The 13415-nt window shown below is 55.3% G+C and carries 12 protein-coding genes; 3 read left to right on the forward strand and 9 right to left on the reverse strand.

Annotated features, from left to right (window positions below):
• Positions 1–37: 37 nt before the first annotated feature.
• Entirely contained in the window at positions 38–1003 is a 966-nt protein-coding gene (locus B5F17_RS07505) for a transketolase family protein (protein ID WP_016147633.1), read from the reverse strand.
• Between the two features lie 15 nt (positions 1004–1018).
• Positions 1019–1870, reverse strand: a complete 852-nt coding sequence (locus tag B5F17_RS07510; RefSeq protein WP_016147634.1) for a transketolase — start codon at positions 1868–1870, stop codon at positions 1019–1021.
• A 514-nt stretch (positions 1871–2384) separates the two neighbouring features.
• Between B5F17_RS07510 and B5F17_RS07515 the strand changes: the two genes are divergently transcribed.
• Positions 2385–3143, forward strand: a complete 759-nt coding sequence (locus B5F17_RS07515; RefSeq protein WP_016147635.1) for a DeoR/GlpR family DNA-binding transcription regulator — start codon at positions 2385–2387, stop codon at positions 3141–3143.
• 1 nt (position 3144) lies between these two features.
• Here the strand turns inward: B5F17_RS07515 and B5F17_RS07520 are convergent, their stop codons facing one another.
• Positions 3145–4029 (reverse strand): helix-turn-helix transcriptional regulator, encoded by an 885-nt coding sequence (locus tag B5F17_RS07520; RefSeq protein ID WP_078689094.1) that lies wholly within the window; start codon positions 4027–4029, stop codon positions 3145–3147.
• 425 nt (positions 4030–4454) lie between these two features.
• On the opposite strand from B5F17_RS07520, the gene B5F17_RS07525 reads away from it, so the two are divergent.
• Positions 4455–5261 carry a 5-deoxy-glucuronate isomerase gene (locus B5F17_RS07525; protein WP_016147637.1) on the forward strand — a complete coding sequence of 269 codons (807 nt, stop codon included), beginning with the start codon at positions 4455–4457 and terminating at the stop codon, positions 5259–5261.
• Positions 5262–5336: 75 nt separating this feature from the next.
• Positions 5337–7298, forward strand: coding sequence for a 3D-(3,5/4)-trihydroxycyclohexane-1,2-dione acylhydrolase (decyclizing) (iolD, locus tag B5F17_RS07530; RefSeq protein ID WP_143287706.1), 1962 nt, complete (start codon positions 5337–5339; stop codon positions 7296–7298).
• 109 nt (positions 7299–7407) lie between these two features.
• Here iolD and B5F17_RS07535 read toward each other — a convergent pair whose 3' ends face one another.
• From B5F17_RS07535 to minD, 6 genes are all read right to left on the reverse strand, one after another.
• Positions 7408–7833 carry a VOC family protein gene (locus tag B5F17_RS07535; protein ID WP_087372562.1) on the reverse strand — a complete coding sequence of 142 codons (426 nt, stop codon included), beginning with the start codon at positions 7831–7833 and terminating at the stop codon, positions 7408–7410.
• 85 nt (positions 7834–7918) lie between these two features.
• Positions 7919–8602, reverse strand: coding sequence for an MgtC/SapB family protein (locus B5F17_RS07540; protein WP_016147640.1), 684 nt, complete (start codon positions 8600–8602; stop codon positions 7919–7921).
• Between the two features lie 174 nt (positions 8603–8776).
• The gene (gene aspS / locus B5F17_RS07545; RefSeq protein WP_087372565.1) at positions 8777–10561 is read right to left on the reverse strand and encodes an aspartate--tRNA ligase; all 1785 of its coding nucleotides are present in this window, start codon (positions 10559–10561) and stop codon (positions 8777–8779) included.
• Between the two features lie 30 nt (positions 10562–10591).
• Positions 10592–11950 (reverse strand): histidine--tRNA ligase, encoded by a 1359-nt coding sequence (hisS, locus tag B5F17_RS07550; protein WP_087372568.1) that lies wholly within the window; start codon positions 11948–11950, stop codon positions 10592–10594.
• Between the two features lie 131 nt (positions 11951–12081).
• Positions 12082–12489 carry a methylglyoxal synthase gene (locus tag B5F17_RS07555; RefSeq protein ID WP_016147643.1) on the reverse strand — a complete coding sequence of 136 codons (408 nt, stop codon included), beginning with the start codon at positions 12487–12489 and terminating at the stop codon, positions 12082–12084.
• 30 nt (positions 12490–12519) lie between these two features.
• Positions 12520–13260, reverse strand: coding sequence for a septum site-determining protein MinD (gene minD / locus B5F17_RS07560; RefSeq protein WP_087372571.1), 741 nt, complete (start codon positions 13258–13260; stop codon positions 12520–12522).
• Positions 13261–13415: the final 155 nt, after the last annotated feature.

Here is a 13415-nt window from a genome sequence, read left to right on the forward strand (position 1 = left end):
TTTGACTTAAAACTCAATTCAGGACCTACGCCCCAAATTACTTACGAGCGATAGCCTTCTTAACAGCTGCTACGATGTCAGCTGCAGTCAGGTTGTACTCTTCCTGCAGGAAGTTCTGTGCACCAACCTGGCCAAAGCGGTTCTGTACACCAACCATCTCCATCGGTACCGGGCAGTTCTTTGCTACAACCTGTGCAACAGCAGAACCCAGACCGCAGTTTACCTGATGGTTCTCAGCAGTTACGATTGCACCGGTCTCCTTCGCGGAAGCTACGATCAGCTCCTCGTCGATGGGCTTCCAGGTGAACATATCTACAACCTTAGCCGATACGCCCTCAGCCTCCAGGGCTTCCTGAGCCTTGAGTGCCTCGTCTACCATGATACCGGAAGCGATGATGGTAACATCCTTGCCTTCCTTCAGGGTAACGCCCTTGCCGATCTCGAAGTCAGCGCCGTCGTCGTAGACCTTTACGATGCCCTTACGAACCATGCGCATGTAGGAGAACTTCTTGGACTCTGCCAGCTTCTTGGTCAGGCAGTGAATCATAGCGTAGTCGGTCGGATCGATAACAACTGCGTCCGGGATGGACATGTACAGTGCGCAATCCTCAAACGGCATGTGGGTACCGCCGTTGTATGCAGCGCATACGCCGGGGTCGGAACCGATGATATGTACCGGCAGCTTTGCGTATGCTGCGGACATGAATGCCTGGTCGAATGCACGGCGGGAAGCGAAGCAGCCGAACGAGTGAACGAAAGCGGTCTTGCCGGCAGCGGTCATACCAGCTGCAACGCCGACAGCGTCAGCCTCAGCGATACCAGCGTTGAAGCACTGGCCGGGGAACTCCTTCTCCAGCTTCGCGGTGTTGATGCAGTTGTACAGGTCGCAGTCGATGTGTACGACGTTGCGGTCTGCCTTCATCATCTCTTCCATGGCGGTTACGTAACCGTCACGATTTGCACGGGAATCCTTCTCGTGCTTGCCAATCAAAGTAAAGCTCATTGTTCGATACCCTCCTTACTGTGCCTTGACCTTGGCGAGCTCTGCCTCTGCAAAAGCGATCGCCTCGTCCCACTGCTCCTTGCTCGGCTGCGAGGAGTGTGCGCCGGACGGCTCTGCAAAGGTGCAGCCCTTGCCCTTAATGGTGTTGAGCACGATGCAGGTGGGCTTGCCGGTAACCTGGTAAGCAGCCTCAACAGCGTCGTAAACCTGCTCTACATCGTTGCCGTCAGCAACATCGATGACGTTCCAGCCAAAAGCGTCGAACTTTGCGCCGATGCCCTTGCCGTGGCTCATGATGTCGTCAACCGAACCGTCGAGCTGACGCTTGTTGGAGTCTACGAAGCAAACCAGATTGTCCAGCTTGTAGTGCGCAGCAAACTGAGCTGCCTCCCAAACCTGACCCTCGTCGCACTCGCCGTCGCCAACGAATACGAATACATGGTTGGTACGGCCGTCAACCTTGTTTGCCAGTGCAGCGCCGGTTGCGGTGGACATACCCTGACCGAGAGAACCGGTGGTCAGATCAACGCCCGGAGTCTTGGTGCGGTCGGTATGGGACGGGAAATTGGTATGGGGCTGGTTGAGGGTATAAGCCTGCTCGAGAGGATAGAAGCCCTTCAGGCCCAGGGTTGCGTACATAGCCGGGCCTGCATGACCCTTGGACATAACGCACCAGTCACGATCTTCCCAGCGGGGATTCTTGGGGTCAACCTTCATAACGCTGCCGTACAGTACAGCCAGAGCCTCTACAACGGACATGGAACCGCCGACATGGCCAAAGCCAAGCGAGCCGATGGTCTTCAGAGCCTCAACTCTGATTTCCTGGGCAAATACGCGCAGTTCCTTCATTTTTTCTGCTTTCTGCATTGCATACACCTGCCTATAATTACAGTTATTCATGTGAAAACCGGCCAAACCGCCTTTGGGTCTGCCGTTTTCTCCTTCTCACTACTTGTAGTCTATCATCGTTCTGGCTAAATTTCAATGCTGAGTTGGGGATTTTTCTGAAAAATTTTTTGTTACTTTGGTCACATTCTGATTGACTTTTATTTTCGAGCATTCCCAAAACCTCTGTGAAAAGCGTGCTTTTTCGCCCGATTCCGACCAAAAAATACCCCTTGGAGAAACATGCCGATTTTCGCCCGAATTCTGGTTGCTTTTTCGTTATTTTCTGATAAAATTATAAGCAGGGTTGTTTTGTTTTCTACGGCCTTCCGACTAATCCCGTCGGGAGCCGACAGCTGTATTTCTGTGCGCTTTGCGTCCGGCCATACGCGCGCGCAGATTCTTTACACGTAAACCATGGCCAATCAGAGAATTTGGGATTGTGAAAAGCCATGCGCTTTCATCACACGGACATTAGGAAGAAAAGGGAGAATATATGAAAATCAGTCGTCTCAACTCGATCGAGCAGTACGTTATCTCGAAAGAGACCGTTTCCATCGATGAACTCTGCGAAGTCTTCGGTGTATCCAAGAATACCATCCGCCGCGACCTCAATGACCTTGAAGCACGCGGCCACATCGCCAAGGTCTATGGCGGCGTTACCACCGTCGGCTCGCCCGGCGCTGTCCCCATGCCTGTGCGTACCAACTTGAATTCCGCTGACAAAAACCAGATTGGTATGCTCGCCGCTGCCGAAGTACAGGACGGCGATACCATCTTCCTCGACTCGGGCTCGACGACTGTCTGCCTGCTGCGTTACCTGTCCGGCCGCAAGCGCGTGACCGTCATCACGCACTCGCTGGGCGCAATGAGCGAGGCTTCCAAGTACGATAACCTTAGCCTCATCTCGCTCGGCGGCATTTACAGCAGTGCTACCGACTCCTTTACCGGCCTTTCTACCTTTGAAATGCTGTCCGGTATGACCATCAACAAGGCATTCATGGCTGCAACCGGCGTTTCGCTCGAGAGCGGCATGACCAATACCACCTTCCTCGAGGCAGAGATCAAGCGCGGCGTTGTACAGCGCGCTTCGTCCATCTATCTGATGGCAGACTCGTCCAAACTGGACAAGTCCGCTGTTATCTCCTTCTGCCAGCTTCAGGATCTGACCGCGTTCATCACCGACCGCCGTCCGCCTGAGAAATATCTGCATTTCTTCTCGGAGAACAACATCCGCGTGCGCTACGACCGCTGATTTACTGTCGATCGCTCACCGATCGCCGGTAGTCTGTCGGCGTACAGCCGTAGACTTCGCGGAATCTCTTGATAAAGTAGCTTACATTATCAAAGCCCACGCTCAAACTGATTTCCAGTATGGGCAGATCGCTTTCGCGCAGCAGGCGCGAGGCACGCTCAATGCGCAGAAAATTGACGTGCTGCACCAGTGTTCTGCCCAGATTTTCCTTGAAAAAGCTGCAAAAGTACTGTGGAGACAGACCAAACTGTGCCGAGACATCGGCAAGACGCAGGCGTTCGGTACAGTGCTCGCTGAGGTATTCCACGATCCGGCGCAAAAGCTGTACTTTATACTCCTCGCCCGACCGCTGGGCACGCTGTTCCAGCTTTCCCGCGGCGGCCAACTGGCCAATCAGGTACAGCAATGCAGACTTGACCAAAAGTTGATATCCAAACGGCTGATCCGCACATACGCGGATCATTTTTTTTAGCTCTCGGAACAGTTCCTGCCCAAGCGCAGTCTCGTGCGACACGTAGGCCGGCAGCCGCAGGCCGCCTTCTTCCAACGGTGCAAGCAGCTCACTTTGCGCAATGTCCGTCCGCCGAAACTGCAAAAAGTCCAGCGGAAATACAAACGCGCGGAATAAATTATCTACACCGCCCCGAATTTCGTGCAATTGTCCCGAGGACACAAAAAACACGTCGCCTTCCTGCCCTGCATATCGGTGGTCGGCAATGGTCACCATGACCGTTCCGCGCAATACCGTGATAATCTCGGTCTCCGGATGCCAGTGATACGGCACCAGATCGGAGTCCTGCGCCTGCGGCGCCGAATAAATCTGAAACGGGAACCCCTGCGTTCCATGCTCTCGCTTTTCTCTGCGTGCGGCGTCCACGTCCTGCACTCTCTCCTTCCCTGTCTGATCGGCTCAGAAATACAAAAATCTTAAAATCGTGTTATTACACAGGAAGATACTGCAAGCATCCTCCCGGACATTTGACTATAATTATACTCAAGATGTACCGGAAAGACAAGATACAAGCCGGAAAACCCGGCTCTCCCTTTCTCCTTCTCACCCTTTCTCACCCTGATCTTGTCCCGGTCACGCACACCGCCCGCACCACAGCTTTCGGAACTTTGTACGGAATTTTGTGGTATTGCCTGTGCAAAACGTCAAAATAGTTTGATATTTTCTCCAAAATTACGCAAAAGCGTTGATGATTTTTGGGTATCATGCTATAATGACTGTAACCGAGTATCTATGAATACTCCTCCCTGCGGCGGGCTTTTACGGCACGCGTGGGACTATTTTTTCTGGAGGTATGTGCTATGTACATTGATAAGCAAGTCAAGCGTGGCTACAACGAGTATATTCGCCTGGATGAGGGCATCGGCAAGGACGCTATGATGGACGTCGCTCTGCTCGTTATGGAGGACGGCGACACCTATTCTTTCAACGAGGCCGAAAAGGAACTCGCTTGCCTGGTTTTTGACGGCAAGTGCACCTTCGAGTGGGAAGGCCAGTCCTACGATGTAGACCGTCCCAATCCCTTCGATTACAATCCCTCTTGCCTGCATGTCTGCAAGGGCGTCGAGGTCAAGATCACCGCACACGGTCCCTGCAACATCTACGTGCAGAAGACCCTCAACGAGAAGACCTTCCCGAGCAAGATGTACAAGCCGGAAGACACCGACACCTGGGCACGCGGCAATCAGGGCGAGCTGATGGGCTGCATCAAGCGTGATGTCCGCACCTGCTTCGACCTCGACAACGCGCCCTACTCCAACATGGTTCTCGGCGAAGTTGTTAACCTGCCGGGCAAGTGGTCTTCCTACCCGCCGCACCATCATCCGCAGCCCGAGTGCTACTTCTACCGCTATGACAAGCCGATGGGCTTCGGCGCTGGCTGGGGCAACGGCGAGATCTACGAGACCCATCACAACGGTCTTGCAATCATCACCGACAAGATGCACTCTCAGGTTACCGCTCCCGGTTACTCCTGCTGCTACGCTTGGGGCATCCGCCATCTGCCGGGCGATCCGTGGGACAAGACCCGTATCGACGACGAGGAGCATCTGTGGCTGCTCGAGGACGATGCCAACGATCACATCTGGCATTGCCCGACCGGTAACTGATTTTCGTTTCCCTTTTTCACCAACCATATAGATTAAACCGTTTCTTTTTTAGGAGGAATGATTGACATGAAGCACATGGAAACCGTTCGCCTGACTGCAAGCCAGGCTCTGGTTCGCTTCCTCGAGAACCAGTACGTCAGCTACATCGACATGGACGGCAACGAAGTTGAGCACAAGTTCGTCAAGGGCATCTTCATGCTGCCCGGCCACGGCAACGTTGTTGGCTTTGCAAACGGCGTTGAGCAGGAGCTCAAGGACATGGTCGTTTACCAGGGCAAGAACGAGCAGGGCATGGCTCTGGCTGCAATCGGCTACGCAAAGCAGATGCGCCGCAAGCAGATTTTTGCCTGCACCTCTTCTGTCGGCCCCGGCGCCTGCAACATGGTAACCGCTGCCGCTACCGCTACCGCAAACAACATCCCGGTTCTGATTCTGCCGGGCGACATCTACGCTTCCCGTCAGCCTGACCCGGTACTCCAGCAGATGGAGCAGCCGCACAACCTGACCATCTCGGCACATGACGCATTCCAGGCTGTTACCAAGTACTGGGGCCGCATCAACCGTCCCGAGCAGGTTATGACCGACATGATCTCGGCTATGCGTGTTCTGACCGACACCGCAAACACCGGTGCTGTTGCAATCTCCCTGCCGCAGGACGTACAGGCTGAAGCTTACGACTACCCGGTTGACTTCTTCAAGAAGCGCGTATGGCGCATCGACCGCCGCCCGATCACCAAGTATGCTCTCGAGCAGGCTGTTGAAGTTATCAAGAACGCAAAGAAGCCCCTGCTGATCTGCGGCGGCGGCGTTCGTTACGCTGAGGCTCACAAGGTATTCAAGAAGTTCGCTGAGGACTTCGGCATCGCATTCGGCGAGACCCAGGCCGGCAAGTCGGCAATCGAGTGGACCCACGAGCTCAACCTGGGCGGTCTGGGCACCACCGGCGGCATCGCTGCAAACAAGCTGGCGCACGAGGCTGACGTTGTCATCGGCGTTGGTACCCGTTACACCGACTTCACCACCGCTTCCAAGTGGCTGTACCGCACCGATGCAAAGTTCGTCAACATCAACCCCTCCGAGTTCCAGGCTTACAAGATGGACGCTACCCCGGTTGTTGCTGACGCAAACGAGGCTCTGACCGCAATCGGCGAGGAGCTCAAGAAGATCGGCTATCATACCGACGCTGCTTACGCTGAGGCTGTTGCTGCTTACCGCAAGGAGTGGTTCGACGAGGTTGATCGTCTGGATCACGTTGTTTACACCGACAAGGAGACCTTCACTCCTGAGATCAACGACGCAAACCGCGAGTGCGTTGAGAAGTACATTGAAGACACCGGCTGCAAGCTGTGCCAGACCACCGTTCTGGGTACTATCAACCGCATGATCGACGACAACGCAATCGTTGTTGCTGCTGCCGGCTCGCTGCCGGGCGACATGCAGGGTCTGTGGCGTGCACGCAAGACCAACACCTATCACATGGAGTATGGTTACTCCTGCATGGGTTACGAGATCGCTGCTGCTCTGGGCGCTAAGATGGCTTGCCCGGATCAGGAAGTTTACTCGATGTGCGGCGACGGCTCGTTCGACATGCTGCATTCCGAGCTGATCACCTCCATCCAGACCGGCCACAAGATCAACGTTATGCTGTTCGACAACGCTTCCTTCGGCTGCATCAACAACCTGGAAGTTGGTCAGGGCAACGCTTGCATCTGCACCGAGAAGAACATGCTCGAAGAGGGCGTGACCAATGGTATCCACAAGGGCAAGGTCATTCAGGTCGACTACGCTGCAATCGGCGCTGCTTACGGCTGCAAGACCTACACCGTTAAGACCCAGGAAGAGCTGGAAGCTGCAATCGAGGACGCAAAGAAGCAGACCGTTTCGACCCTGATCGATATGAAGGTTCTGCCCAAGACCATGTCTGCTGGTTACGAGAACTGGTGGCGTGTAGGCGTCGCTGAAGTTTCCACCAAGCCGGAAGTTCAGGCCGCTCGCAAGGCAATCGAAGATCATCTGTACGAGGCTCGTCACTATTAATTCGAGCATCCACCCAGAAATAACAGAAGGGTGTGGGAGAAATCCCACACCCTCTCTTTTTTGATGCAAAAAAATTAAACCTGCCCAAAAAGGCAGGTTTTTTTCTGTCTTACAGACGCTTGCTGCGTGCATTCTCACCAAAATGCTCGATCAGCTCGACCATCTCGCCGCTCGGGCCCTTGAAGAAGATGTTGCGCAGGCCGCCGAACAGGTTGGGCAGCTCGATCGGCTCTTCGGTGCAGAACTCACCCAGACCCATGACGCGCATCTCATTGACCACCAGCGGCAGATTGGCAACCTCAATCGCAAAGTGCGGGATGACACCCTCACCTGCGGGTATCTTGCCGTCGCCCGGCTGAATCAGCTCAATCTCAAAGTTGGTCAGGGTCAGCATGGCCAGCTGATTGACGCCGGTCGGCTTCTGTACGCTGTCACGCATGGTGCATTCTGCACCCAGAGTCTCATAAAACTTGATAGAACGCTCGATGTCAGGCGTATAGATCGCAATATGTGCCAGTCTCAGATAACTTCTCATATTAGGGACTTCCCTTCTTAATAATTCTCTTTCCCTATTTTACCACATGACCTTGCACTTGTAAAAGCAAAATGTAGCTTTTTTCTCAATATTCAACCGCCTGAATGGCCGGAAATTCTTCCATCATATTCATCAAATCGCCCGCGTCAAAATGCAGCGGCAGACGAATCTGCAAATCCATCGACACATTGCCGTTGCCTTCCTTCTTGGCCTTGATGTTCATAATCTCAACGTTGTACATCCGCAGTCTGCTGCGCAGCTCGGTCATCGCCCCCGGCTCGTCGCGCATGACGATGTGGAAGCACTCGGCCGACACGGCGTTCTTGAGAATGGGAGAATCGCGATGGATGAACGCCTGCACCAGGAAAATTGCCACCGTTCCAGCGATACCCATGACATACAGTCCACCGCCGATGGCCATACCACAGCCTGCCGTGCCCCAGATACCAGCCGCGGTGGTCAGTCCGGTGACCGTCGACTGGTTGCGGCGGAAAATCATGCCTGCACCCAGAAAGCTGACGCCTGATACGATGCCCGCGGCGACACGCGAGGGGTCGAGCTTGACGGCCTCACTGACCACGTCGAAATACGCATACTTGGACACAATCATCATAAGCGCCGAGGCGATGGCTACGATAAAGTGTGTGCGCAGACCGGCTGATTTGAGTCGGTTCAGTCGTTCGTAGCCAATGGCCGCGCCGCACGCGCCTGCCAATGCCAAACGGAACAAAAATTCCAGGTTTAGTCTCCAATCAATCGCTGTAATCATAATAATTATGTACGCTCCCTTCTGTGATACAAGGCCGCGTCCGCAGTCTATTGTAATATTATAGTAAAATCTATGTAAAATATCAATATATAAATTTTACAATTGGAGGGATTCGTCCACAGACAAAAAACGCACGCCGGACGAACTCCAGCGTGCGTTTGTGATTACTTAGCTTTATGCTTCGTCGTCTTCGTGACGAACGATTGCGATGGACAGCTCGTCGAGCTGCTTCTGCTCAACCGTGCCAGGTGCATCCATCATCAGATCCTGTGCATTCTTGTTCATCGGGAACGGAATGATCTCACGGATGGACTCCTCGCCAGCCAGCAGCATAACCATACGGTCAACACCGGGTGCGATACCTGCATGCGGAGGTGCACCGTAGCAGAATGCGTTGTACATTGCCGGGAACTTCGCCTTAACAGCGTCCTCGCCCAGACGTACCAGCTCAAATGCCTTGACCATGATCTCGGGGTCATGGTTACGGACCGCACCAGAGGACAGCTCGACACCGTTGCAGACCAGATCGTACTGGAATGCAGTGATGGTCAGCGGGTCGACCTCGCCAGCGTGTGCCTTGTCCAGAATCTCTGCGCCGCCGTTGGGCATGGAGAACGGGTTGTGGCAGAACTCCAGCTCGCCAGACTCCTCGCCGATCTCGTACATCGGGAAGTCAACGATCCAGCAGAACTCGTAGCGCTCGGTGTCCATGTGGTTCGGGCACATTGCACCCAGCTTGCTGCGCAGAACGCCAGCGGTCTTCTGGGCAACGCCCTTCTTGCCAGCGGTCAGACCGACAAAGGTGTTCGGCTTGAGGTCGAGGGCTGCGATGATGGCATCCTTCTTGTCCTGCAGGAACTTTGCGATGCCGCCGGCAATCTCGCCCTTCTCGTCGAGCTTGAACCAGTAAGCCTTATTGCCCGACTGTACCTCAACATCTGCGCACAGCTTATCGATCTGCTTGCGGGTTGCGGTGAAGTCGGTAACCGGGATAGCCTTGACGACATTGCCCTCGAACGGGCCGAAGCCGCAGTCACCGATCAGCTCGGTCACGTCGGTAACGGTCAGATCGATACGCAGGTCGGGCTTATCCGAACCGTAGGTCTCCATGGCCTCGGTGAACGGAATGCGCTTGAACGGTGCGCTCGATGCAACGTTGTACTTGCCGTACTTTGCAAAGATCGGCGGCAGAACATCCTCCAGAACGGCAAATACGTCGTCCTGATTTGCAAATGCCATCTCCATATCCAGCTGGTAGAACTCACCGGGCGAACGGTCGCCGCGTGCGTCCTCGTCGCGGAAGCAGGGAGCGATCTGGAAGTAACGGTCAAAGCCCGATGCCATCAGCAGCTGCTTGAACTGCTGCGGTGCCTGCGGCAGCGCGTAGAACTTGCCCGGATGCTTACGGGACGGCACGAGGTAATCGCGTGCACCCTCAGGAGAGGAAGCGGTCAGAATCGGGGTGGTGATCTCGAGGAAGCCGTGCTCGGTCATAGCAGCGCGCAGAGCGGCAACAACGTTGCAGCGCAGCACGATGTTGTTCTTGACCTCCGGGTTGCGCAGGTCGAGGTAACGGTACTTCAAACGCAGGGTCTCATCGGCCTCGCGGCTGCGGCCAACCTGGAAGGGCAGCTCATTGTAACGGCAGCGGCCGAGAACTTCGATCTTGGTCGGAACGACCTCGATGTCGCCGGTTGCCATCTTGGGGTTCTTGCTGTCGCGCTCGCGCACAACGCCCTCAACCGAAATGGTGGATTCCTTATTGAGTCCCTTGATGGATGCCAGCATCTCCTCGGTCTCAAGAACGACCTGAGTGGTGCCGTAGAAGTCGCGCAGGATGACAAACGCCAGGCTGCTGCCAACCTCACGCACGTTTTCCATCCAGCCGACGATCTTTACCGTCTGGCCGACATGCTCCATACGCAGGTCATTGCAGGTGTGGGTTCGAGACTGAAACATAATACACTTTCCTTTACATTGAAATTCGTCTTATCGATCCAGAATAACCGTACCGGCTGCACGTGCGGCAAGGCCGTCACGAATGCGCACAAGCGCCTCGTCAAAGCCGGTGTTGGTCTGTTCGCCGGTCGCGAGCTCCTTGAGTGCGACGACGTTATTTTTGATCTCGTCCTCGCCCATGAAGATAACATAGGGGATGGCGAGCTTGTCCGCGTAGGTGATCTTTGCCTTGAACTTCTTCTTTTCGCAGTGCAGCTGGACGCGGATGCCGTTGTCACGCAGACGGGTCGCCAGCTCGATGGCCGGGCCGACCTCGTCGGTCATGGGCAGGATCATCACGTCGGCGGGAGATGCTGGCGGGTTCTGATTGAGGTAATCCTTGTCCTGCAGGACGAAGAACAGGCGGGTCAGACCGATGGAGATGCCCACGCCGGGCAGCTTCTTATCGGTGTAGTACTCGGCCAGGTTGTCGTAGCGGCCGCCCGAGCAGATCGAACCGATTTCCGGGTGATCGAGCATGGTGGTCTCGTAAACCGTGCCGGTGTAGTAATCCAGACCACGTGCGATGGTCAGGTCGATCTCAAAGTGATCAGCCGGAACGCCGAAGCCTTCCATGTAGGTCGCAACCGTGGTCAGCTCAGAGATACCCTGATCGAGCGTCTCGTTCTTGCCCTCGTAGCCCTTGAGTGCTTCCAGAATGCCCTGGGTACCGCCCTCGATGGTGATAAACTTGAGAATCTCGTCTGCCTGCTCGCTGGTTGCGCCGCAGTCCTCGGTCAGGATCTCGCGTACCTTGTCCGGGCCAATCTTCTCGAGCTTATCGATCGTGCGCATAACGTCACTTGCCTTGTCAGACAGGCCGAGCATGGCAAAGAAGCCGTTGAGCACCTTTCGGTTGTTGATGCGAATCTTAAAGCGCTTGAGACCCAGACGGGAGAAGGTCTTATAGATGATGGACGGGATCTCGGCCTCGTTGATGATGTCGAGCTGACCGTCGCCGATGATATCAATATCCGCCTGATAGAACTCGCGGAAACGGCCGCGCTGGGCACGCTCGCCGCGGTAAACCTTGCCGATCTGATAGCGACGGAACGGGAAGGTCAGCTGTCCGTAGTTGAGTGCTACGTACTTTGCCAGCGGAACGGTCAGGTCGAAACGCATGGACAGGTCGGTATCGCCCTTCTGGAAGCGGTAGATCTGCTTCTCGGTCTCACCGCCGCCCTTGGCAAGCAGGACTTCGGACGCTTCGAGCACCGGGGTATCAAGCGGATAGAAGCCGTAGAGCGCGTAGGTCTCGCGCAGGGTCTGCATGATGCGTTCCATCTGCTCCTGAGCCGCCGGCAGAAGCTCCATAAAGCCGGACAGTGTTCTGGGTTTGATTTTTTCCATCTGTACGAAAAACTCCTTCTGACTATCATTTTACCCACTGCTGGAACATGCAAAATGCCGCAGGACGCGGCATAAAAAGAGGCGCACCCGAACCCGCCGGGGCGGGCGGGTACGCCGGATGTCCGTTTGAATCAGCGGGACTTGGGATTTACAATATTTCTCCAATCGAGATCGCCGCGATCCAGACCGAGAATGAGCATTTCTGCGGTCGCCGCGTTGGTTGCGATCGGGATGTTATGCATGTCGCACAGGCGCGCGAGCACATGGATATCGGGCTCGTACTGGCTGTTGGACATGGGATCACGGAAGAACAGGACGAGGTCGATCTCGTTGTACGAGACGCGGGCAGAAATCTGCTCCTCACCGCCCTGCATACCCGGGAGATATCGTTCAATTTTGAGACCGGTTGCCTCTGATACGAGTTTGCCCGTGGTACCGGTCGCGCACAGGTTGTGCTTTGCGAGGATGCCGCAGTATGCCATGCAGAACTGCACCATGAGCTCTTTCTTTCGATCGTGTGCGATCAAAGCGATATTCATAACTCTGTTGGTCTCCTTTCTAGTCATACCTTATAGCCGCATGAGCGGCAGGCGCTCTCCTTCCAGGCGGCGTGCGATGTTGCGGTAGGCCTGGGCTGCGCCCGATTTTTTATAGCTTACAACACTCTTTCCGCTGCCGGCGCAGGCAATCACGTCCTCATCCTCGGGGATGATTCCGAGCAGCTGCAAACCGGAAGTGTCGATTGCATCGTCAATGTTAGCGGCGACGCCGTAGCGCACCAGGCGCGGACGCACGCGGTTGACGACCAGACGAATGCGCATGATGCACTCGTCCTCCATCCGTCTGGCGACGCGCTCTGCGCCGCGGATGGAAGCGGGGTCGGGCATAGTCACGACAATGCCCTGGGTCGCGATCTGGGCATAGAGCGACAGCTCGGCGGGCAGTCCTGCCGGCCCGTCAATGATGACGTAGTCGTAGCCGTCCTGCTCGGTCTGCTCGGCCAGACTGCGCATTTGGGATGCGGTCAGGTCGGGAAGATCGGCGGGCGCGGTCAGCAGGTACAGACCGTCAGTCGTCGGATGGGCGGCTGCCGCGCGGGACAGCGGTACCGTACCGCGTGCCACATCGGCAAACGTGAATACGGCCAGTTCGCTCATGCCGAGCACCAGATCGAGATTGCGCAGACCACAGTCGCCGTCCACAACCAGCACCTTTTTCCCTAGTCCTGCCAGCGCGGTCCCGACCGCAGCTGTCAGAGAGGTTTTTCCTGTGCCGCCCTTACCGGACGCAACCAAAATGATCTTGCGCATACTTCCTCCGAATGATTTCACACCTTACATTCAAGTATAAAGCAAAAATCGGTCTGTGACAAGCCTATGACGGTGTATTTTTACAAGTTTTTTCCGACATCTGCCGAAACAAACATTGGAATTTTCCACAAGGGGTGTACAAACGACAGATTTTG

The organism is Butyricicoccus pullicaecorum (genome assembly GCF_002160355.1).
Taxonomy (GTDB): Bacteria; Bacillota; Clostridia; order Oscillospirales; family Butyricicoccaceae; genus Butyricicoccus; species Butyricicoccus pullicaecorum.